18 protein-coding genes and 5 tRNA genes are annotated in these 21,053 nt (G+C 59.0%); 14 read left to right on the top strand and 9 right to left on the bottom strand.

Features of this window, described 5'->3' with window-relative positions; translation table 11 throughout:
• Positions 1-73: 73 nt before the first annotated feature.
• Positions 74-814, top strand: a complete 741-nt coding sequence (locus HMPREF1494_RS01720) for a phosphoglyceromutase (protein WP_003837243.1) — start codon at positions 74-76, stop codon at positions 812-814.
• A gap of 195 nt (positions 815-1,009) precedes the next feature.
• Here HMPREF1494_RS01720 and HMPREF1494_RS01725 read toward each other — a convergent pair whose 3' ends face one another.
• Together HMPREF1494_RS01725 and phoU are read right to left on the bottom strand one after the other, a co-directional pair.
• Positions 1,010-2,890: an oleate hydratase gene (locus tag HMPREF1494_RS01725; RefSeq protein ID WP_034518823.1), complete on the bottom strand. Its 1,881-nt coding sequence runs from the start codon at positions 2,888-2,890 to the stop codon at positions 1,010-1,012.
• A 171-nt stretch (positions 2,891-3,061) separates the two neighbouring features.
• Positions 3,062-3,742, bottom strand: coding sequence for a phosphate signaling complex protein PhoU (gene phoU, locus HMPREF1494_RS01730; RefSeq protein ID WP_034518826.1), 681 nt, complete (start codon positions 3,740-3,742; stop codon positions 3,062-3,064).
• A 158-nt stretch (positions 3,743-3,900) separates the two neighbouring features.
• Between phoU and HMPREF1494_RS01735 the strand changes: the two genes are divergently transcribed.
• Positions 3,901-5,133, top strand: a complete 1,233-nt coding sequence (locus HMPREF1494_RS01735) for a sensor histidine kinase (protein ID WP_034518829.1) — start codon at positions 3,901-3,903, stop codon at positions 5,131-5,133.
• Between the two features lie 6 nt (positions 5,134-5,139).
• Here the strand turns inward: HMPREF1494_RS01735 and HMPREF1494_RS01740 are convergent, their stop codons facing one another.
• A complete protein-coding gene (locus HMPREF1494_RS01740; protein WP_003837236.1) occupies positions 5,140-5,394 on the bottom strand; it encodes a DUF2530 domain-containing protein in 255 nt (84 codons plus the stop codon).
• Positions 5,395-5,459: 65 nt separating this feature from the next.
• On the opposite strand from HMPREF1494_RS01740, the gene manA reads away from it, so the two are divergent.
• Entirely contained in the window at positions 5,460-6,845 is a 1,386-nt protein-coding gene (manA, locus tag HMPREF1494_RS01745; RefSeq protein WP_034518833.1) for a mannose-6-phosphate isomerase, class I, read from the top strand.
• Here the strand turns inward: manA and serC are convergent.
• Positions 6,842-7,984 (bottom strand): phosphoserine transaminase, encoded by a 1,143-nt coding sequence (gene serC, locus HMPREF1494_RS01750; RefSeq protein WP_034518836.1) that lies wholly within the window; start codon positions 7,982-7,984, stop codon positions 6,842-6,844. The genes manA and serC overlap by 4 nt on opposite strands.
• Before the next feature lie 208 nt (positions 7,985-8,192).
• Between serC and HMPREF1494_RS01755 the strand changes: the two genes are divergently transcribed.
• The 3 genes from HMPREF1494_RS01755 (at position 8,193) to HMPREF1494_RS01765 (ending at position 11,160) form a co-directional block, all read left to right on the top strand.
• Complete coding sequence (locus HMPREF1494_RS01755) at positions 8,193-9,149, top strand: CHAP domain-containing protein (RefSeq protein WP_003837232.1); 957 nt, start codon at positions 8,193-8,195, stop codon at positions 9,147-9,149.
• 40 nt (positions 9,150-9,189) lie between these two features.
• Entirely contained in the window at positions 9,190-9,954 is a 765-nt protein-coding gene (locus HMPREF1494_RS01760; RefSeq protein WP_012901900.1) for a C40 family peptidase, read from the top strand.
• 171 nt (positions 9,955-10,125) lie between these two features.
• Positions 10,126-11,160 (top strand): universal stress protein, encoded by a 1,035-nt coding sequence (locus tag HMPREF1494_RS01765; RefSeq protein WP_003837228.1) that lies wholly within the window; start codon positions 10,126-10,128, stop codon positions 11,158-11,160.
• 124 nt (positions 11,161-11,284) lie between these two features.
• Here the strand turns inward: HMPREF1494_RS01765 and HMPREF1494_RS01770 are convergent, their stop codons facing one another.
• Positions 11,285-11,698 (bottom strand): OsmC family protein, encoded by a 414-nt coding sequence (locus tag HMPREF1494_RS01770; protein ID WP_034518857.1) that lies wholly within the window; start codon positions 11,696-11,698, stop codon positions 11,285-11,287.
• Between the two features lie 172 nt (positions 11,699-11,870).
• Here HMPREF1494_RS01770 and HMPREF1494_RS01775 point away from each other — a divergent pair, with 172 nt between their 5' ends.
• Genes HMPREF1494_RS01775 through HMPREF1494_RS01785 form a run of 3 tightly spaced genes read left to right on the top strand, consistent with a single transcriptional unit; the run spans position 11,871 to position 13,972 of the window.
• Complete coding sequence (locus HMPREF1494_RS01775; RefSeq protein ID WP_003837224.1) at positions 11,871-12,743, top strand: thymidylate synthase; 873 nt, start codon at positions 11,871-11,873, stop codon at positions 12,741-12,743.
• Between the two features lie 57 nt (positions 12,744-12,800).
• Positions 12,801-13,466, top strand: a complete 666-nt coding sequence (locus HMPREF1494_RS01780) for a dihydrofolate reductase (RefSeq protein WP_003837222.1) — start codon at positions 12,801-12,803, stop codon at positions 13,464-13,466.
• Between the two features lie 8 nt (positions 13,467-13,474).
• Positions 13,475-13,972 carry a low molecular weight protein-tyrosine-phosphatase gene (locus tag HMPREF1494_RS01785; protein WP_003837220.1) on the top strand — a complete coding sequence of 166 codons (498 nt, stop codon included), beginning with the start codon at positions 13,475-13,477 and terminating at the stop codon, positions 13,970-13,972.
• A 43-nt stretch (positions 13,973-14,015) separates the two neighbouring features.
• Here HMPREF1494_RS01785 and HMPREF1494_RS01790 read toward each other — a convergent pair.
• From HMPREF1494_RS01790 to galE, 4 genes are all read right to left on the bottom strand, one after another.
• Positions 14,016-14,091 (bottom strand) — tRNA-Phe (locus tag HMPREF1494_RS01790).
• 39 nt (positions 14,092-14,130) lie between these two features.
• A tRNA-Asp gene (locus HMPREF1494_RS01795) sits at positions 14,131-14,204 on the bottom strand.
• A 94-nt stretch (positions 14,205-14,298) separates the two neighbouring features.
• Positions 14,299-14,892 (bottom strand): DUF4190 domain-containing protein, encoded by a 594-nt coding sequence (locus tag HMPREF1494_RS01800; RefSeq protein WP_034518862.1) that lies wholly within the window; start codon positions 14,890-14,892, stop codon positions 14,299-14,301.
• Between the two features lie 165 nt (positions 14,893-15,057).
• On the bottom strand, positions 15,058-16,068 hold the full coding sequence (galE, locus tag HMPREF1494_RS01805; RefSeq protein ID WP_003837216.1) for a UDP-glucose 4-epimerase GalE: 1,011 nt from the start codon (positions 16,066-16,068) through the stop codon (positions 15,058-15,060).
• Between the two features lie 182 nt (positions 16,069-16,250).
• Between galE and trmB the strand changes: the two genes are divergently transcribed.
• The 5 genes from trmB (at position 16,251) to HMPREF1494_RS01830 (ending at position 21,019) form a co-directional block, all read left to right on the top strand.
• Positions 16,251-17,108: a tRNA (guanosine(46)-N7)-methyltransferase TrmB gene (gene trmB, locus HMPREF1494_RS01810; RefSeq protein WP_034518886.1), complete on the top strand. Its 858-nt coding sequence runs from the start codon at positions 16,251-16,253 to the stop codon at positions 17,106-17,108.
• Between the two features lie 133 nt (positions 17,109-17,241).
• A tRNA-Glu gene (locus HMPREF1494_RS01815) sits at positions 17,242-17,313 on the top strand.
• 25 nt (positions 17,314-17,338) lie between these two features.
• A tRNA-Asp gene (locus tag HMPREF1494_RS01820) sits at positions 17,339-17,412 on the top strand.
• A 31-nt stretch (positions 17,413-17,443) separates the two neighbouring features.
• A tRNA-Phe gene (locus HMPREF1494_RS01825) sits at positions 17,444-17,519 on the top strand.
• A gap of 263 nt (positions 17,520-17,782) precedes the next feature.
• Entirely contained in the window at positions 17,783-21,019 is a 3,237-nt protein-coding gene (locus tag HMPREF1494_RS01830) for a SpaA isopeptide-forming pilin-related protein (protein WP_231495291.1), read from the top strand.
• The last annotated feature ends 34 nt before the right edge of the window (positions 21,020-21,053 follow it).

Below are 21,053 nucleotides of genomic sequence, written 5' to 3' on the forward strand. Positions count from 1 at the left end.
TGTTGCACAAACGTAACCGGAATAATCGAGAAACCGTTCGTTTTTGGGCGGCAGGGGCGGTAGACTGGCAAGCATGACTTACAAACTAGTACTGCTCCGTCACGGACAGAGCGCATGGAATAAAACCAATCAGTTCACCGGCTGGGTCGACGTCCCGCTGACCGAGCAGGGTGTCGAGGAAGCCAAGAACGGCGGCCGTCTGCTTAAGGAGAAGAACGTCCTTCCGGATATCGTCTTCACCTCGATGTTGCGTCGCGCCATCAACACCGCCAACGTGGCTCTGGACGAGGCCGATCGCCTGTGGATCCCGGTTCAGCGCAGCTGGCGTCTGAACGAGCGCCACTACGGTGCTCTGCAGGGCAAGAACAAGACCCAGATTCGCGAAGAATACGGTGACGAGAAGTTCATGCTGTGGCGTCGTTCCTACGCCACCCCGCCGCCGGAGATCGATCCGAACGACGAGTACGCCCAGAACGGCGATCCGCGCTACACCGGCGATCCGGTTCCGGAAGCCGAGTGCCTGGCCGATGTGGTCAAGCGTGTCGAGCCGTACTTCAAGTCCGACATCGAGCCGCAGCTCAAGGCCGGCAAGACCGTCCTGATTGCCGCCCACGGCAACAGCCTGCGCGCCATCGTGAAGATGCTTGACAACCTCTCCGAAGAGGAGATCGCCAAGGTCAACATCCCGACCGCAATGCCGCTACTGTACGAGCTGGACGAGAACTTCAAGCCGATCAAGCCGCGTGGCGAGTATCTGGATCCGGAAGCTGCCGCTGCCGGTGCCGCTGCCGTCGCCGCCCAGGGCCAGAAGTGAGCCTGAGCCGCTAACCGCATTCGGCAAACGAAGGGCGGGAATCCACAGTGTGTGGGTTCCCGCCCTTCGCGTTCTCCTCAGCATTGGCGGAACACGAGCAAGTGAACGATTGCGGCTGCGCGGTCGTACAGGTGCGTATCGAAACCGCACAGCCCTATAATCGGCCTGCCTGCCTCCTGATCTGACCGGTTCGGATCAGACCACGCCATACTCTTTGAGTAGCATGGCGATGTCGGTATGCTCCAGTTTCTTCAGTATCTGCTTGAGCACGGTCTTCTCGATGACATTGAGATTCATGTCGGTGATCGGCTTGCCGTCGCGTAGCATCACCGTGGCGTTGAGCAGATTGCGCACGTCGTAGACCGAACCCCACACTTCCGGCACGCCTCGATCCACGTCGCACAGTGTGTACACCGCCTCCATGCCGGTGCGCATCGAATATTCCGTGGTGAAAATCGTGTCGCGTGGGGTCTCCGCGAACTGGCCGAGGAATGCGAAGTTCACCGCACCGTCCGGCACCACGTCGGGGCGGTCACCGGCGGAACGCGGCATGAAGAACGCGTCGATGTATGGCATCATCACCGGAACCGTGTTGGCATGGTTGTGCGCCAGGTCTTCGATCTTGTCGGTTGGCACGCCCATATGGTAGAGCCACTCCTCGCAGATCTCCTCGCCGGTGCAGTCCTGCATCGGCTTCTTCACATAATTGCCCGGCTTGTCGGGGAATAGTCCGTATACCCACACGCACAGCTGATCCTTCGGCTGGTCGCGGAACTGCTGCTGGCGGTTCAGGGTCCAGCTCATCAGCCAGTTGGAATCCTCCACGGTTACGATGCCGCCGGTCACCACATGGCCGGTGAACGGATCGCGCTTGCAGATCTTCTGGATGTATGGCGGGATCTCCATGTCGAGCGTGGTGACGGTGGCGCTCATCCACTTCGAATGCTCGGGATCGCCGCAGAATACGTCCGGATGGCCGAAGCTCGGATCCTGCTTGGCGATGCGGCGCCACATGTCCCAGCCACCACCGGGGCGGATCTGCGGATCCCACTTGGCCGGTTCGGTCTGTGAGCCCATTGAGGAGTTTTCCACGCAGCCGCCGTTGGTGATGAACACCAGATCGTTGTCGCTTAAAGCGATCGCGCGGGTCGCGCCGTCGGCTTCGGTCAGGTCGATGCGCGTGGCCATTTTTCTGGTCGGCGAGCTGTGCGGATTGCGTACGAACGTGCCGGATTCGGCCTGCTTCTTCAGAATCGTGTCCTGTCCGACGCCGGTGTGCGGGCGCGCAGGGCCCATGCCGCCGCCGATCTTGAACTCGACGTTGTCGACCTTGACGTTGTAGTGGAATTGCACGCCGAAGCCTTCAAGGTAGGTGATCATCGGGAGGATCATTGACTCGTACTGGTTGTAGCGGGTGAACCGCAGGGCGCTGAAGTCAGGCAGGCCGCCGATGTGGTGGATGTAACGCTTGATGTACAGCTTCATCTCCAGCGCACTGTGCCAGTTCTCGAAAGCGAACATGGTGCGCCAATACATCCAGAAGTTCGAGTCGAATACCTCGTCGTCGAAGAAGTCGGAGATCTTCTTGCCGTACAGTTCCTCGTTCGGGGTGAAGAACAGTTTCATGATCTCCATGGAGGCCTTATCGGTCAGGGCGAACTTGCCGTTCGTGCCGGCGTCGATGCCTCGAGCCCTGGTGGAACGGCATAGCGAATAGTTCGGATCCTCTTTGTTCAGCCAGTAGTACTCGTCCAGTACGGACACGCCTTCGGTTTCGATGGAGGGGATGGAGCGGAACAGGTCCCACATCACCTCGAAGTGGTTGTCCATCTCTCGGCCGCCGCGCATCACGTAGCCGACGCTTGGAATGTTTGCGCCGTCACAGGCACCGCCGGGCACCGCGTCTTTCTCGAACACATGAATATGATCGCCGGGCATCTGTGCGTCGCGCACCAGATAGCAGGCCGCACTCAGTGCCGCAAGCCCCGTGCCGATGATGTAGGCGTTCTTGGAGTCCACGCCCTCCGGCTTCTTCGGGCGGGCGAATGCTTCGTAATTGCCGTTGGAATAGTACATGACTGCCTCCTTTGGATGTCACTGCCTTTTATTGTGCCGCGGCATCGCGCAAAAGTATATAGGCAGAAAATAGACAGGATGTGTGGTTCTAGGCATGCATGTGCCATTTATAAGCGAAATAGGTGGCCTCCACGGGCGTGGAGGCCACCTATTTCGCTTATAAATGGCGGATCAGTCGATATCAGTACCTTCGTCGCGGCTCGGCTCCTTGGTCGGGTCGAAGCCGGAGACGATGAACACCACACGACGGGCCGCGGAGACGGCATGGTCGCCGAGACGCTCCATGAAGCGGCCGATGAGCACCACGTCGATGAGCTGCTGGTTGGTACCCTGCCAATCTTCGGACTGTGCCAGTTCGAAGGTCTTCTTGTGCAGGGCGTCGAGCTTGTCGTCGCTGAGGATGATCTGCTCGGCCACCTGGGTATCACGGTCGGAGAGCATGGAAACCACGCGATCGGCGGTCTCGTTCAGGAACGCCTGCATTTCGGCGAACAGCGGCTGAGCATTCTCCGGCAGCGGAGAAGCCGGATAGGTGCGGCGTGCGGCTTCGGCGATGTGGCGGGCCAGATCGCCCATGCGCTCAAAGGTGGCCGCCAGTCGCAGGGTGGAAACGACCACACGCAGATCGGTGGCGACCGGATTCTGCTTGGCCAGCAGCTTCACACACTGGTCGATGACGCTGGATTCCAAGGCGTCGATTTCGATGTCGCCGTCGATGACGGCCTGTGCGGCTTCAAGATTCTGATTCAGCAGCGCGTCGCCGGCACCGTTGATTGCCTTGCGAACGCTGTGTACCATGCGATCGAGGTCATCGGCAACAGCCTTGAGCTCTTCGTTGAAAATAACGCGCATATGACTTGCCTTTCATAACGATTTCACGAATATGGGTCTGATGCAACCTCTCCTAAGTCTATTAGCAAACCGTGGATTGCACAGGCGTTCCTCGTGTTGTTCCGACAAAGTTCACCGGCGCGTTCACCGTATGTTCACGCGGCAGGTCATGCACGGGCATGTCGGGTGACTTAAGGGGAGTGTGCGAGAATGAAAGCATGTTGGAATCCCTGAGCACGTGGTGGCGCTCACTGCCGCACCGCGATGATAATACGCGGAACACCGATGACGATACGTTGGATGACTCCACGAATGCATTGCTTTCCATGCTTCCGTTGGCTTCCATCGTGGTCGATGATGCCGACGAGGTGGTGCGTGCGCACCCTTCGGCCTACACGCTGGGCGTAGTGCGTGATGATGCCATCGTCGAGGAGTCCGTGCTCAGGGCTGTGCGCGAGGTGCGCAGGGAGGGTGGCAAGAAGCAGTTTGACCTGACCACCACCACTGCGCATGTGGCGCAATCGGCGCCGAGGGCCGGCAAGCCGACCACGCGCGAAGCCGCCAGGCAAGCGCTGATCGGGCAACGCAAGGATGAGCCGGCGGCCTCGGTGTCTCGTCCGAATTGGCTGAAGGTCATCGTCGGCAGACTCAATGAGAAGTTCGTGGTGGTGCTGATCTCCGATGTGAGCGAAACCATCCGCTTCTCCCAGGTGCGTGACTCCTTCATCACCAACGTATCCGAGCAGTTGCTGAAGCCAACGCAATCCCTGGAGCGGCTTGCCGACACGTTGGAACGTGACGGTGCCAGCCAAGACGGTGTTCGGGAGAATGCGGCGCAACTGCGCCGGTCATGCACGCATTTGGAGCACATGGTCTCCGATCTGCTGTTGCTCATCAAAGCGCAGGAGCCGATTCTGCCGACCTCTGATAATCGCATCAACGTCATGGCGCAGCTCGAAGCGGTGGCGGCCAGCCATAAGGAGGAGGCCGCACGGCGTGGCATCACCATCGATGTGAGCGGTGACGAATCGTTGGAGACCAATGGTGAGGCCGAGCAGATTCAGACCGCGCTCGCCAAGCTTGTGGAGAACGCCATCATATATTCGCCGGACGGTGCGAGCGTCAATATGACGGCCAAGCCCGACGAGGACGGCGAGCGGGTGGTGATCCGGGTGCTCGATCGAGGCATCGGCATCGCCGACAAGGAGCAGGAGCGCGTGTTCGAGCGCTTCTACCGTGGTGGCAATCAGAACGGGCACTCGCAAGACGGCATCGGTCTGGGCCTGGCCATCGTCAAACATATAGCGCTGACGCATCACGGTTCGGCGTCGGTGTGGAGCAGCCCGGGGCAGGGGAGTACGTTCACCTTGACGCTGCCATTGGCGCGGGCGGCGCGGAACGTGCGGAACTGACCGGCGCTACTCACCGAGCCTGCGGTAATCCCAGCGGTCGAAATGCTCCCATAGGAGCATGAGCACGCCGATGACCGTGCCCGCCGCACACATCGTCTGGCCGCGTTCGACATCGAAGCCGAGCGCCAGCAGAATCATGCAGATGACCAGTCCGACGGCCCACAGCGATGTGCCGACCATGAACACCTTGCGTAGGTCCACGCGTACCGGCTTCGGTGATGGCTTACGTACGCTGGGGTCGATGATCGGGGCTAATTTCATACGGTCACCATACAACGCGGGGTAACCTTGTAGGGTGGAATCGTGAAATAGGCGGAAGGAACGCGGTGTTTTCGATCAGCCCGGTACCGAAGCGCTATGCTTGGGGCTCGAAAACACGGTTGCAGGATCTGTTTTCGCTACCGGCGAACGGTGAGCCGCTGGCCGAGATGTGGTTCAGCGGTCATGAGGAATCCCCCTCCGAAGTGGCGTTGGGGCCGGGCGTGCATGTGCCGCTGCCGCAGGCGATCCGCAATGCGCCGGGCATGATGGTCGGCCCGACTTGTTCCGAGCGTTTCGGTCCGGTATTGCCGTACCTGTTCAAAGTGATTTCCGCGCGGATTCCGCTGTCGATGCAGGTGCATCCGGTCGGTTTCCAGGCTCGTGCCGGCTTCAATGCCGAGAACGTCGCGGGCATTCCGCTGAATTCGCTGTTGCGTTCGTTCAAGGACGTGAACGAGAAAAGCGAGATGGTCGTGGCGCTGACTTCGTTCCAGGCCTCGGTCGGGTTCGCGCCGCGTGCCTTTGCCCTGCGGAACCTGCATGCCGTCGATCATCCGCTGACCCGCCGCATGGAACATGCGTTGGGAGGCCACCCGCGGCATCATGAGCACTTGGAAGCGGCTGATTTTTCTGAGGCTGATTCCCGTATGCCGCTTGCGTCCGTGGTGTGGCCGACTTCCTATATGAGGACTTTTCGAGCCTTCCATGCCGCGATTACGGCGGATGGCGATCAGGCGGCGGGATTGTTGCAGGCGTTGGTGCATGCGCGAGGATCGGTGGCATCGACGAAGTCCAGGATGGCGTTCGATTATGCGATTGCTGCGGCGCGGGCTTTTCCCGATGACGCCAGTGTGCTGACGTTGCTGATGATGAACCCGATTTCGCTGGACGAGGGCGGTTCCGTGTTCATCCCGGCGGGTACTCCGCATGCATACATTCAGGGTACCGGCGCGGAGATCATGACGAATTCCGACAACGTGCTGCGCGCCGGCATGACGGTGAAGCACCGGGACATCGATAATCTGCTGCAGTGCTTGAACTGTGCGTCCGCCGGGCCGATCGACCCTTCCGACGCGCGGCTGGGTACGTTCGTCATGCGAGACATCGTGCTTTACCGTCCGCCGGTCGATGAGTTCATGCTCGCCTACGGTCATGTGGACGGTGCGAGACGGCCGTGGCCGATACTCGATCGTATGGTGCAGCGCTACGGCAGACTTGCCGATTACGTAAAGGCCACCCGCCAGCCATTGCCGCATCGTGGTCCGCGAGTGGTGCTGTGCACCGAGGGCAGGGTGCTGTGCGACAGTGAACGGGATTCGCGCGTGCTCGCCGCCGGTGAGGCGGTATTTGTGCCGGCGGGCGAAGGCAGGCTGTCCGTCGATGCGGTTCAGGCAACGAAAAAGCCGGAGGATTCCTCCGGCTCGTTCATCGTGGCTTCCACCCCGTTTTAGAGGTGTTCGACCACATAGTCGATGCAATGGATGAGTGCGGTCACGTCGGCCGGTTCCACAGAGGGGAATACGCCTACGCGCAGTTGGTTACGCCCCAGTTTGCGGTAGCCGTTCGTGTCGACGATGCCGTTTTCGCGCAATGCCGCCACCACTTGGGAGGCGTTGATGGACTCATCGAGGTCGATGGTGACCACGGCGTTCGAACGTGCGGCCTTGTCGGCAACGAATGGCGAGGCGTAATCGGAATGCTCCGCCCATGTGTACAGCAGCGAGGCGGACTTGGCGCAACGTGTCGAGGCCCATGCCAGGCCTCCGTTGTCGTTGAGCCAGCGTATCTGGTTCTCCATCATCACCAGCGTGGCCACGGCGGGAGTGTTCAGCGTCTGATCCTTGCGAGAGTTCTCGATGGCTGAAGTGAGCGACAGGAATGGTGGGATCCAACGGCGCACGCCCGGCAGGTCCACGCTTTTGGCGATGCCGTAGGCACGTTCGATCGCGGCGGGGGACAGCACGGCCACCCACAGCCCGCCATCCGACCCGAAGGCCTTCTGCGGGGAGAAGTAGTAGGCGTCGGTCTGCGAGATGTCGACCGGCAGGGCACCCGCGGCGCTGGTGGCGTCGATCAGCGTCAGTGCGCCCCGTTCCTTGGAGCCCGTGATGCGTCTGACCGGCGCGGACACGCCGGTGGAAGTCTCATTATGGGCCCAGCAGTAGGCGTCCACATATTCGGTGAGTTCCGGCAAACGATAGGTGCCCGGTTGCCCGGCGAAGATCTCCGGTTCTTCGAGGAACGGCGCCGACTGCGCGGATTTGGCGAACTTGGTGCTGAAGGAGCCGTAGGTGCCGAAGGCGGCCTTGCGGGTGATCAGCGAAGCGCAGGCGATGTCCCAGAAGGCGCTGGCCCCTCCATTGCCCAACACGATCTCATAGCCGTCGGGAACCTGAAAGAACTCCGACAGGCCTTCGCGTATGGAGGCCACGATCTGTTTGATGGGCGTCTGCCGGTGCGACGTGCCCAGCAAGTGGCGGGCGCCGTCGTCAAGGGCTTGGATCTGTTCGGGGCGGATCTTGCTCGGTCCCGAACCGAAACGTCCGTCTTCCGGCAGCAGTTTGGAAGGAATGGTCACGGTATTCGTCATGGTTCCTAGGGTAGCCAGATATAAGGATTGAGCGTTGCGATGACCGCTAGGCGGACTCAGGATGATCCGTTGGTAAGGGGGATTGATTCCGAGGTAAATCTTGGCCCCGGTGTAACGTGTCCTATCGTGACGGTTTTGTAGCTTCACGTGCTCGAGGGCGTGTGGGTTTAGGTACATCCGCGAGGAATCCGCAAGGAGTGATTGATTTATGAGGCATGCGGCGCATAAAGCTGCCCGGGTTTCGGATGAACGTTTCAGTGCTGCGAAGGCACTGTTCACGTCGAGCCGTGGTTCCCACACCGCCAAGGCCGTGCGTATGGTTCAGCTGGCTAATGGCGGGGGCGCCGTTGTCGGACTGGACCCGGCGGTTGCCGAAAAACTGAACGAAGTGGCTCCGATGACCCGTCGCGCCATGCGTGAGGCCGCTCGTGCGGCGGAACGCCGTTCCACGATTGTAACCTCCGCCTCGCTGGCCGCCTTAGTGGGCACCGCTGCCACGGCGGTGGCGCTTACCCAGCAGAATTCGATGAATCTGTTGGTGGCCGATGCGGCTACCACTACCACGCAGCTCAAGCGCGTATCCGACACTTCCGCAGCCTCCCGTTCCGAGGAACGTACCGCCCTTGACTCGCTGGTCGATTCCTCTGACGCCTCGCAGACTTCCAATAACGGTGAATGGCAGCTTGGTGACGCCAACACGATCGCCGACGTCAGCCAGCTTTCCAAGTCCAAGGCCAGCAATCCGAACGTTGCGGTGCTGATGGATCAGGATTCCGAGTCGTTGCCCGCCGGATTCGATTCCGAACACGCCACCGGCGATTCCGGCAATGCGTATGAATTCAGCCAGTGCACGTGGTGGGCGTATGTGCGTCGCCATCAGCTCGGCCTGCCTGCCGGTTCCCACTTCGGCAATGGATGCCAGTGGGCCGCTTCCGCGAAGGCCTTGGGCTATTGGGTCGACAATACCCCTCGCCATGTCGGTGACATCATCGTGTTCGCCGCAGGCCAGGAGGGTTCCGACTCCTATTACGGCCATGTCGCCATCGTCGAGAAGATCAATGACGACGGTTCCATCGTCACTTCTGAGTGCGGCTCCGTGATGAACGGTAAAACTTACTCCCGTACGCTCACAAATGTGAACGATTTCCAGTACATTCATTACTGATTCGGTTTTTGTAGTCAGCTTGTCGTACACTTGGTTGTTGATGAAGAATCTGACTAAACGTTGCTCAATGCTTACCGCTATCGTCGCCGCTACCGTGTTGTTCTCCGGTGTGGCGCCCGTGGCCCTTGCCGCTGATGATGCAGCAGGCCAAGGTTCTGTTGTCGCTACACGGTCGTTCCCCAAGGTGAGCGCCGTGAAGAAGAACATTCTGGCTGAATCCACCTCCACCGAAGTCGAACAGGATTCCGATTGGGGCGGCGTGGAAAGCCTGGACGTCCCGCAAACCAAGTCTCAGGCCGAAAAGGACGCCGAGGAGCGTGCCGCTGCCGAACAGCAGGCCCGCGAACAGGCTGCCGCGGCAGCCCAGCAGCAGGCTTCCCGTAGCTCGGACCGTAGTGATTTGACCACGGACAATTCCAGCAACAGCACTTCCACCGTCACCGTGACTCCACCGGACGGCACGAGCGTGTCCAGTCTGCTGTCGTTTGCCGGCCAATTCGTCGGCAAGGTGCCGTACGTGTCCGGCGGCAACACCCCGTCCGGCTGGGACTGCTCCGGTTTCGTGCAGTATGTGTATGGACAGATGGGCGTTTCCCTGCCGCATTACTCCGGTGCGCAGGCAACCGCGGGCCGCGCGGTCGGTAGCCTTGCCGAAGCGCAGCCGGGAGATATCATCGCCAACTCGCAGCATGCCGCCATCTATGTCGGCAATGGCATGGTCATCAACTCACAGCTGAACGGTACTCGCTACGATCCGATCGCTTGGGTCTTCCCGGGTAGCTACAGCATTCGTCGTATCTTCTGACGATTCTTGACTTTCGCTGAAGGCGTATCCCCATGACTGGGGATACGCCTTTGTGTTGCATGGACGGTTGCAATTCAGTCGCGTCGCTACTGTCGGACACGCATGTCGCGCGGTATTGTTGTGGCTAGAGGCAGTGCATAGCGGCGCTGTACTAGTTCAAGGAGGTCGTCCATGATTAACGACAAGGCAATTCTCGTTGGCGTTGATGGTTCCCACGCCAGCTACAAGGCCACATGGTGGGCAGCGAACTATGCGAAGCATGCTGGACTGACGCTGCAGATCGTTTGCGCGTACTCGCTGCCGAGCTACGCGGCGGTGTCGTTCGACGCCACGTATACGGCGATGGGCGATGACAACGCGGCACACAGCGATGCTCAGGAGATTCTGTCGAAGGCCAAGGCCATCGCCGATGAGCAGGGCGTCGAGGCCGCGACGTTGATCGTTACGGGAGATCCGGCATCGGTGTTCGTCGAACTGTCGCGCAACTACAATCTGATCGTCATCGGCAATCGTGGCAAGGGCGGCTTGGCGGAGCGTCTGCTGGGAACCACCAGCTCCAGCCTGCCGGCCTACGCCTATTGTCCGATCGTGGTCGTGCCGTACACCGACGACGATGGCAATCTGATGCATCTGAACAACACCATCACCAAAGTGGCCGTCGGCTCGGATGAATCCAAGTGGGGTCTGAAGGCGCTCGAGATCGCCGCCGACTTCGCCGATGCCTGGGGCGCCGAACTTGACGTGATCTCTGCGGTGCCGAATATGAAGGGCTCGGAGGATGAAGGCGTCATGGCTTCCTTCAAGGAGGATCTTGACGTGCGTATCAAGCCGCTGGAGGAGTCCCATCCGAATCTGACGATCAACAAGCAGATCGTGCCCGGTCCGGCGGTCGGCGCGCTGACCAAGGCCAGCTACGATCATGACGTTGTGGTGGTCGGTTCTCGTGGCCGCGGCGGTTTCACCGGCCTGCTGCTGGGCTCCACCAGCCAGGGCCTGCTGCAGCATGCCGTCGGACCGGTCTACGTGGTGCCGCGCAAGTATGTGGAGGCTGCGGAAAGCCGTCTTGACACGGTGCCGAGCTCCCCGGCCGATGTTGCACCGAAGTCGCTTGACGATATCAAGGGCGTCGAGGAGGTGCCGGTCACTAAGGCGGAGCCGGAGGTGGTCGAGGCCATTGAGACCAAGATCGACCCGGAGCGCCAGTAAGGCGCCGGTGAGGCGGTAGCGCCTCCGATCGGGGCACGACAAAGGGCTTGCGATTTCCGTTGTGATGGGAATCGCAAGCCCTTTGCTTTTGCCGTTGTATTGCGCTCTTGTCCGGAGACGTGGCTTAGTGCTTGACGGTCACGTTCATGCGCACCGGAGTCGGCTCGACGTACGTGTGCTTCACCGTGCATCCCTTGTCGATATGGCGGGTGACGCGCTCCTTGAGCTTGTCGGCGTCCTCGTCGCTCAGTCCCGCAGCGGTGGCGTCGATTTCGATCTGTTCGTCGAATCCGATGTAGGCGTCGTTGTCGGCGTCATAGGTGCCGTCGACAACGATTTTCGCGCCTTCGCCCTCGCCCAGCGTGTGTTCGATGGCGAACTGGCTTGACAGCGCCGCACAGCCGGCCAGAGCGATCTTCATCAGATCGCCGGGAGTGAACTGGCCACGGCCCTTGCCGAACTTGATATGGGCGCCGTCCTCGCTGAATGCATCCCAGGAACCGTCTTTGTTGCGCTCGACCCACAGTCGCTTGCCCATGGAAACTCCTCATCGTCTTACCGGGAGCGCCGTTCGCTCCTCACCTCTACTAATGTAATCCATATGGGTTCGTTTGCTGCGAAACGTTCCGAAAAGCATAAGGAATCGCCATGTGGACGGGCCTTGGACGAATAGACGGCATGCGAAGCTTCTGGCTGTTAAGCTGTGAGACATGGCTTTGACATCGGAACAACTTGCAGACATTCGCACTCGTATTCCCGCACGCCCCGATACCGACATTCCCATGCCGTATGAGGATCTCGTGCGCAGGATCATGACGGAGGGCACCTTGAAGTCCGATCGCACGGGCACCGGTACGATCAGCCTGTTCGGCCAGCAGATTCGTTTCGATCTGAAGGACGGTTTCCCGTTATTGACCACGAAGACCGTGTTCTTCAAGGGGTTGGCCTATGAGTTGCTGTGGTTCCTCAAGGGTTCCACCAACGTGCGCTGGTTGCAGGAGCATAACGTGCACATCTGGGATGAGTGGGCCGATGAGAACGGCGATCTTGGTCCGGTATATGGCGCGCAGTGGCGTAGCTGGCCCGCACCCACGCCGGACGATCCGAACCGTACCATCGACCAGATCACGAACGTGCTTGATTTGATCAAGCATCATCCGGATTCGCGCCGTATGGTGGTGTCCGCTTGGAATCCGGCCGAAGTGGAACATATGGCCCTGCCGCCATGCCACGCGCTGTTCCAGTTCTATGTGGCAGATGGCCGACTGAGCTGCCAGCTGTACCAGCGTTCCTGCGACATGTTCCTTGGCGTGCCGTTCAACATCGCCTCGTACTCGCTGCTCACCCTCATGATGGCGCAGCAGGCCGGTTTGGAGCCGGGGGAGTTCGTGTGGACCGGCGGTGATTGCCATGTGTACGACAATCATGTCGATCAGGTGCTTGAGCAGTTGGGCCGCGAACCGTATCCGTATCCGAAGATTCGCATTCACGAGGCCGAATCATTGTTCGATTACGATTACAGTGACTTCGAAATCGTCGATTACCGGCACCACCCCACCATCAAGGCGCCGGTGGCGGTCTGAGCGTCTGCGCCAGCCGCTAGACTACTGACCCTAGTCCAATCTCAAGGAGTGAATGAAATGGAGCATGATAGTAGCCGCAGTGGCTATCACGAACCCGAGCCCGGACATGCCGGGCTTGAGGACGAGGAGGATTGGGGTGACGATTTCCCCAAGACCTTCTCGGTGAATCTGATTTGGGCGCAGGCCCGCGACAAGGAAGGTCGCGACGGCGCCATCGGATTCGAGGGCGGCATGCCTTGGCGTCTGCCGGAGGATATGAAGCATTTCACGGAGCTTACCGTCTCGCATCCGGTCATCATGGGCAGGAGAACGTGGGAAGCGTTGAGCCCGAAGTTCCGCCCGTTGCCGAACCGCGACAATATCGTGATTTCGCATGATCCGGCATATTCCGCGCCGGGTGCGACCGTGGTCGACACGTTGGATGACGCGCTCGACCTGGCCCGTCAGGAAGCCATTCCGGATGACGGTCTCGACCGTAGCGAAATCTGGATCATCGGCGGAGCGCAGGTGTTCCGCGATGCGTTGCCGTTTGCCGACAAGGCGTATGTGACGCAGATCAGCATGCATGTCGACGCCGACACCTATGCGCCCGACATCGCTTCGCTGGCGGAATCCGGTGCGTGGCGTATGGCCGAGGAAGGCGTGTGGCAAGGCACGCAGAAGGGATCCGACGACATTGCCGGATTCCGCTTTGTGACGTACGAGAAGAACCGCGAGGAGTAAATCTATCCATGTATACCGTGATGACCGTGTGCACGGGCAACATCTGCCGCTCTCCCATGGCCGAAATCATTCTGCGCACCGAATTCGAACGTCGTGGTCTGGCCGACAAGGTCAACGTCGAATCCAGTGGCGTCAGCGATGAGGAGTACGGCAATCCGATCGACCGCCGTGCGGTGAAGGTGCTGAAGGAACGTGGCTACGAGCTGCCGGTGCATCATTTCGCGCATCGCATCACCCGTGACGAGATCGAACGCACCGACCTGTTCCTGCCGATGACCGCCTCGCATATGCGCGCGTTGCTCCGTCAGCTGCCGCAGGCCAAGCGCGACGAGGTGCATATGTATCGTAGCTTCGATCCGAATCTGCCGAAGCCGGCGGCCGGGTATGAGAGCGAAATCGACTTGGTGGACCCGTGGTATGGCGGGGCGCACGAGTTCGAAGTGGCCATCGACCAGATTGAAGAGGTCGCGCCATATATCGCCGATTGGGTCGAACGGCAACTGTAACGACAAAGAAAGCCTCGGAGAAATTCCGAGGCTTTCGTATTGGTGGTGGCTCCGAGCGGCATCGATCCGCTGACCTAACGATTTTCAGTCGTTCGCTCTACCAACTGAGCTACAGAGCCGTGAACATTAAAAAACCCGGCATGACCGGGCTATGTTCGCGACCCCGGCCGGACTTGAACCGGTGACCTCCGCCGTGACAGGGCGGCGCTCTAACCAACTGAGCTACGGGGCCGTTGCTGCTGATCGTTTCCGACTGGCAACAGATAGATATCTTACGGCAAAGTCGACATCGCGCAAATCACGGCGTGTCATCTTCGCCGCGGGCGTCAGGATTGCTGTTCCGATTCCAGCTGATTCAACAGATCCTCAAGTTCCTGACGATCCTGATTGTCGAACGGGGAATCGTAATTGTCGTCGCTGTAGCTGGAACTGTTGAAATCCACACTTCCGAACTCCCGCTGCATCAGATTGATGAAGGCGTTGACGAACAGCATGACTACGATGATGTTGATCAGCATGATGGCTGCGCTGACGATGATGCCGGCAACGGCCATGCCCTTGCTGCGTTCGCCGGATTTGTTGATCTGCACCATGGCGACGATGGAAATGATCAGGCCGGCCAGCGGTATGAAGAACGCCAGAACGAAGCCGACGATGCACAGATTGTTCCAACGCTGGTCCACGGGCTGTTCATACGGCTGATACACGCCCTGCGGAGGGTAGGACTGGCCTGGTTGCGGGGCCTGCTGATACGGATTCTGTGCGTATGCCGACTGGCCGAATGCTGGCTGGCCGTATTCCGCCTGCGGGGGCTGGGGAACGTCCGGCTGCGATGGCATGGTCTGGAAATTCTGCGGAATGGCTTCTGTGGGCTGATCCTGCGGCTGCTGCGGCGCAGGGCTGTTTTGATAATCACTCATAAGGCAAGTCTATCCGATGTCGGCGGCAATGGCACGATTATAAGGAAAGAGCGAAAAAAACGAACGGATGCCGCATGAGGGGAAAACTTCCCATGTGGCATCCGTTACAGATGTCGATGCCGTGCGTTGTTCACGGCATCATGCTTTCGGCGGCCTTGGATGGCCTCAGTCGGCTTGCTTCCAGGTCTCGACGTCGATGTGATGCTCAGGATTGGCCTGCCAGGCATCCCAGGCGGACTTCACGATGTCTTCGACGTCGTACTTGGCGTGCCAGCCCATTTCCTCGTTGATGCGCTTCGGGGAGCCGATCAGGTGCGGCGGATCGCCGGCACGGCGGCCCATGACGGCCTCCTTGAACGGCAGGCCGGTGACCTTCTTGACCTCGTCGACGATCTGACGCACGGAGGTGCCTTCGCCGGTGCCGACATTGAAGGCGTCGTACTTGCGCTCATCGCGGTCCAGATACTTCAGGGCGGCGATGTGGGCGTCGGCCAGATCGGACACGTGGATGTAATCGCGCACGCAGGTGCCATCCGGGGTCGGGTAGTCGTCGCCGAAGATCGCAGGGGCCTTGCCCTTCTTCAGACGGTCGAACAGCATCGGGATGAGGTTCAGGATCGCCGGATCCTCAAGCTCGACCGGGCCGCAACCGGCCACGTTGAAGTAGCGCAGGCCGCAGAAGCGGATGCCGTACGGCTCCTCGCAGGCGCGGGCCATCCACTCGCCGAACAGCTTGGTCTGGCCGTACGGGTTGATCGGCAGCATCGGCACCACGTCTTCCGGCACCACGTCGACCGGCGGCACGCCGTAGGTGGCTGCGGAGGAGGAGAACACAAGCTTCTTGGCGCCGGAATCACGCATGCCGATAAGCACGTTGAGCATGCCGTTGATGTTCTGCTGGTAGTACCACAGCGGCTTTTCGACGGATTCGCCGACTTGCTTGCGGGCCGCGAAGTGGATTACGGAATCCACGCCCTCGGCCTTCATGATCTCAGCGAGGCGCTCGCCGGCGCCCGGGGCGGCGATGTCCATGCCGTAGAGGCGGGAGCCTTCGATGCGGGTGGGCTTGCCGTAGCTCAGGTCGTCTACGACAACGACCTGTTCGCCTGCCTGATGAAGAGCGTGGACGACATGGGCGCCGATGTAGCCGCACCCACCGGTGACGAGAACTGTCATGTTCTGGCCTTTCCTATGTTGAGCTGTGAGTGTGCGGGCATGCGGTTGCGGCGAATACGTCGAAAGCATGACCGTTGTTCACTTTTGCTCAGGTTTGTTACCTTTTGAACAATTTGAGTATAACACGTGAACATGAACGCACATAATCGGTTCGTTCCTGCGTTTCCTCTATAAATTAGGGTATGCAAGAAGTGATGAACACGCCGACCGATGGTCGGGAATCCGACGCAAACGCGCACAATGAACACCGTCCGGCGCTGTACGGGCGCAAGGTGCTTTCGTTCGTACGCCGTTCCGCAAGGCTGGACGCGCGTCTGCAACGCGCATGGGATGCATATTCGGATGCGTATCTGCTGGATGTCAATGCGGGTGAGGGCTCGCTCGATGTGCGTAAGGGCTTTGTGCTGGATGAAGCCTATATCCGCGAAATCTGGGGCAACGGCAACCCGTTGGTCGTGGAAATCGGCTCCGGGCAGGGCGAGAACATCGTAGCTGCGGCGGCCGCCGATCCGCAGACCAACTTCCTGGCGTTGGAGGTCTATGACCCGGGTGTGGCGCATACGATGCTGTTGGCTGGTAAGCAGGGGCTCGGGAATCTGCGCATCGCACAGGTCAACGCGCCGGAACTGTTCAAGGTGGCTGCGGATGGCGCAATCGCCGAAGTATGGACTTTCTTCCCCGACCCGTGGCCGAAGATGCGCCATCACAAGCGGCGTATCGTGCAGCCCGAACTGGCGGGCGAGATCCATCGTACGCTGCAGGGCGGGGGAGTGTGGCGCATCGCCACCGATATCGAAGACTATGCGCTGCATGTGCACGAGGTGATGGACGGACTGGAATCGTTCCGTAACGACGGCGACGTGACCGTGAGTCTGCCGGTGGAGCACGTCGGCAAGGGCAATGCGGATGAGGCGGCCGGCCTGGAGCATGCCGATTTCACTGAGTCCGCACGTTTTGACGGGCGTGTGCTCACCAACTTCGAAAAGAAGGGTCTCGCCGCAGGTCGGGTGATTCATGATTTCACCTATCGCAAGGTCTGATGATTACGGGGTGAATGCCGCGATGACGTTCAACCTTGCCGTTGCAACGATTTTCGGGGCGACACGCCGGAGGTTGCATGTCGTTGAGATTCGCGTATAGTAGGGCGAGTTGTCACGCGGAAACGCTGAAAGCGCCCCCTTCGTCTAACGGTTAGGACACCAGACTTTCAATCTGACAACGAGAGTTCGACTCTCTCAGGGGGTACTTACCTTGGTAACAAGGTGGCAATGGCCCCGTAGCTCAGTTGGTTAGAGCGCCGCCCTGTCACGGCGGAGGTCACCGGTTCAAGTCCGGCCGGGGTCGCTGGAACAGAAGAACGATTTCGTCTGTTCATGGCTCTGTAGCTCAGTTGGTAGAGCGAACGACTGAAAATCGTTAGGTCAGCGGATCGATGCCGCTCGGAGCCACCACAGCAAGCCCGCAAGTGTGCGGGCTTTTTTGTTTTCCCCTATCGATATGCAGCCTAGCGGGCAAAAGCCCCCGATAATGTGAACACGCCGGAGTGGCAATCGTTCTTTGTGTGATAATCCGTGGTTTTGGGCATACCCCCTCATTATGGCAATGTCATTGCCCCTTTATTGGATGGGAGGCACAGAAAAACCTGATATAGGGAGTGAAGCATGGGTCATCAATACAAAATAACGGGGGGGGGTATAGGTTTGTCGCCTCCCTGTTGGCCGTAGTCGCTCTGATAGTGGCGAGCCTTATCCCGCCATCGGTGCACGTCGCCAAGGCCGACGACGATGCATCTGCCGCATCGGTGACTCCTACGGCGTATGCGGCTAACTATGGCCAACTGGTCAACGCCATCAACGGGAGCCAGAGTGCAGTGATCGCCATTACTGACAATATCGCCTTCACTGAGCAGATCACCTTGAAAGGTAAGAAGATCACACTGGTCTCCGATGCCAGCGCATGCAGCACAGCCTGCGAGCTGACCTACGCATCGGCCAGCGACTTCTCCTTGTTCGAGGTCATTGGTGATTCAAGCCTCACCTTCGGCGGTGGCACGGAGGATACCAACAAGCTCAGTTTCAGCAACCACAGCAATGGACGTCTGGTCCAGGTCGGTTCCGCTAATGACAGGGGAACTGTGACCATCAACGGTGGTACGTACAACAAGAACGGTGGTACGTACAACAAGAACGGAAGCACCAGCAACACGACCGGTGACGGCAATATCGCCTACGTATTCAAAAACGGCAATCTGACCATCAATGGCGGCGACTTCAAAAACAACTATGCAAGTGCCGCTTCAGGCAACACGACCATCGGTGTCACTAGGTCGGGCGGCTCGGTCGTGCGCTCGTCCGGAAGCGTAACCATCAACGGTGGAACGTTCGAAGAGAACCGTACCGGTGAAAATGGTCAAGACAACCTTGATTTCCACGGTGGTGGTGCGATTTGGAGTGAGGGCACCCTTATCGTCAATGGCGGTTCGTTCAGTGCTAACAAAAGTTACGCGGTGAATGTGAAATCCGAATACAAGTACAAGCGACCTGCCGGTGGCGGTGCGATCTGGGCTGCCGGACGCCTGGTAGTCAATGGTGGAACGTTCCAAGACAACTGGCAGATGGGCAACGAAGACCTGTATGGGACCGGCGGCGGTGCCATCTACTTCGGTGATGGTACGAAGGATACGTCATACAACGGTAGCATGGTCATCAACGGCGGTACGTTTGATTCCAACCGTTCCATGCAGGACGGTGGTGCCATCTTCGTGACATGGAACTGCACAGCCGTGTTCCAACAGGGTACGTTCGTGAACAATTGGTCCAATCGGTTGGGTGGTGCCGTGTACACCGAAGAAGATTCAGTCAGTTATGTGACCAATGCAGTTGCATATGAGAATTATGCCGGTCATTTCGGTGGTGGTTTGTGGCTGTGCCCATCCGGTAAGGGCGTTACCAGTGACCATGGTGGCATGGCGCTCTTCGACAATGAGGCGAACACCCGGTACGACCGGACCGAAACCGGTGCCGAGATCACCCAAGACATAAAAGATGGCAAGAAATACCGCCATTCGGGTTCCCAGAACAGGGGAGTATCCGGTGCCGGTGATGATTTCTCCATCATGTATCCGAGTAAGAGCGAGCAAACGAATTACTTCCAGCTGTCGGTTGAATGGTTCACCGGGGACCATGTCACTTGGCATGATGACGGGGAACCATCTCAGAGTGCTAACGGCTATCTGTACGGCGTCAATGATTTGAGTGTCAATTCAATGGAGCGACTAACTGAAGGAAACGAATACACGAGTGACGCTACTCTCGACCCAGGTCCTGCAAACAACATCTACCATGGATATGGTTTGAAGGTTACGAAATTCGGTAGTGATCAGGCGAAACAGAATGCTAAAGATGCTTTTATAACTTTCACCAAAAATACGGCCCGACTGTCTGGTGGCGCCTTTGGCTCCAACGGTACTGTGGACTTCGTCAAGGTGTATAACGTCAGCTGGAACAAGATCAGCAGCGAAAGCAGTAACATGCTGTCTGGCTCCGAGTGGCTGCTGGTCGCACAGAATGATGGGGCTGTCAAGTCCGGTCCGATTCATCTTGATTTCGGCAATGCGACAGACTGCACCACTACGGTTTCGGCTACTGGTTCGGTTTCAGCCGCTCCGGAGGAAGGTGTGTGGTGCAAGGTTCCGGATTCCGTTACCGACAGCTACTATTCCGAATTCAAGGGAAAGTATGTGACTGTGGTTGCTGACAATTCCGGAATCGACAAGGATTCCGAAAATGGTCAGTTCCTGGTCAAAGGTCTGCGCGATGGAACATATTATCTGAAGGAGTATCGGGCTCCTGACGGGTACGTGAAGTCCGAAAAGACCTATACGTTCGCCATCAAGGAGGATCATTCCCCGACCATTTCGGAGACCGATGGAACGCCGTTGAGCAATAACTTGATCACCAATACGCCGTACGGTGGGGTCAGCTGGAGCAAGGTCGATTCCACGGACGGGATGACGGTACTGTCGGGCAGTGAATGGAAACTGCAGTCCGTCGGAAGCGACGGCAACGCTCAAGACATCACGGGTGCCGATGGCAAGGCCATTACAATCACCGACTGCATCGAAGCCGACAAGTGCTCCGCCTCGCAGGATAACCCCTATCAGGATGTCGATTCGACCAAGGATTCGTTCAAGCTCACGTATCTGCCACTCGGCACGTACAGGCTTGTCGAGACCAAGGCTCCGGACGGCTACGACCTGCCCGATGACGCAACGGTGTACTACACCTTCACCATCAAAGAGAACGATGATCGCATGAATGCCAAGCTTTACAAGGCGGATGGCGTCACTGAGGTCACTGAGAACAAGGTGCCGAACGACCGTACGAAGGGCAGTGTCATCTGGTACAAGACCGACTCCACCAAGGAAGGGAAAGGGGATGACGCCCGACTGAAGGGCTCCGAATGGTCCCTTACCCAAACCAAGGAGAAGGACAACGATATCGCTATCGGCAAGCGTAAGGCCATCACCGTGACCGACTGCATCAGCGATGACGATACGAAGTGCCCGACGGATTCACAGAACCCACAGAACCCAACGGACCGTGACGGTAAGGCTGGCGAATTCCAGCTGAAGAATCTTGACTGGGGCACGTACGAGCTTGTCGAAACCAAGGCTCCGGCCGGATTCCATAAGTCTGAGACGACCTACACGTTCGTCATCGACAAGGACCATACCAGCCCTGCCGAGATTCAGATCAAGAACGGCACCGATCCGGTGACGGGCAACATCATCACGAATACGCCGATCACCGTCAACAGTCTGCCGTTCACCGGCACCGGTAGCCAGACGCCGCGCATGTTCCTGCCATACGTGCTGGGAACGGTCGGCGCCGGTCTGGCGGTCGGTCTTGGCCTACACGTGGCCCGTCGACGTATGGCACGGCAGGGCTGACCCCATTCATCCAAATCGTTTTCCCTTCGCTTCC

The sequence above is a fragment of the Bifidobacterium sp. MSTE12 genome (assembly GCF_000513015.1).
Lineage (GTDB): Bacteria > Actinomycetota > Actinomycetes > Actinomycetales > Bifidobacteriaceae > Bifidobacterium > Bifidobacterium dentium.

Excerpts from the sequence above, each read along its gene's own strand:
- HMPREF1494_RS01720 (WP_003837243.1), top strand. The coding sequence starts at position 74 with ATGACTTACAAACTAGTACTGCTCCGTCACGGACAGAGCGCATGGAAT.
- HMPREF1494_RS01770 (WP_034518857.1), bottom strand. The coding sequence starts at position 11,698 with ATGGGCAAGCGACTGTGGGTCGAGCGCAACAAAGACGGTTCCTGGGAT.
- HMPREF1494_RS01755 (WP_003837232.1), top strand. The coding sequence starts at position 8,193 with ATGAGGCATGCGGCGCATAAAGCTGCCCGGGTTTCGGATGAACGTTTC.
- HMPREF1494_RS01740 (WP_003837236.1), bottom strand. The coding sequence starts at position 5,394 with ATGAAATTAGCCCCGATCATCGACCCCAGCGTACGTAAGCCATCACCG.
- HMPREF1494_RS01760 (WP_012901900.1), top strand. The coding sequence starts at position 9,190 with ATGAAGAATCTGACTAAACGTTGCTCAATGCTTACCGCTATCGTCGCC.
- galE (WP_003837216.1), bottom strand. The coding sequence starts at position 16,068 with ATGACAGTTCTCGTCACCGGTGGGTGCGGCTACATCGGCGCCCATGTC.
- HMPREF1494_RS01725 (WP_034518823.1), bottom strand. The coding sequence starts at position 2,890 with ATGTACTATTCCAACGGCAATTACGAAGCATTCGCCCGCCCGAAGAAG.
- HMPREF1494_RS01735 (WP_034518829.1), top strand. The coding sequence starts at position 3,901 with ATGTCGGGTGACTTAAGGGGAGTGTGCGAGAATGAAAGCATGTTGGAA.
- serC (WP_034518836.1), bottom strand. The coding sequence starts at position 7,984 with ATGACGAATACCGTGACCATTCCTTCCAAACTGCTGCCGGAAGACGGA.
- trmB (WP_034518886.1), top strand. The coding sequence starts at position 16,251 with ATGCAAGAAGTGATGAACACGCCGACCGATGGTCGGGAATCCGACGCA.
- HMPREF1494_RS01800 (WP_034518862.1), bottom strand. The coding sequence starts at position 14,892 with ATGAGTGATTATCAAAACAGCCCTGCGCCGCAGCAGCCGCAGGATCAG.
- HMPREF1494_RS01765 (WP_003837228.1), top strand. The coding sequence starts at position 10,126 with ATGATTAACGACAAGGCAATTCTCGTTGGCGTTGATGGTTCCCACGCC.
- phoU (WP_034518826.1), bottom strand. The coding sequence starts at position 3,742 with ATGCGCGTTATTTTCAACGAAGAGCTCAAGGCTGTTGCCGATGACCTC.
- HMPREF1494_RS01785 (WP_003837220.1), top strand. The coding sequence starts at position 13,475 with ATGTATACCGTGATGACCGTGTGCACGGGCAACATCTGCCGCTCTCCC.
- HMPREF1494_RS01780 (WP_003837222.1), top strand. The coding sequence starts at position 12,801 with ATGGAGCATGATAGTAGCCGCAGTGGCTATCACGAACCCGAGCCCGGA.
- HMPREF1494_RS01775 (WP_003837224.1), top strand. The coding sequence starts at position 11,871 with ATGGCTTTGACATCGGAACAACTTGCAGACATTCGCACTCGTATTCCC.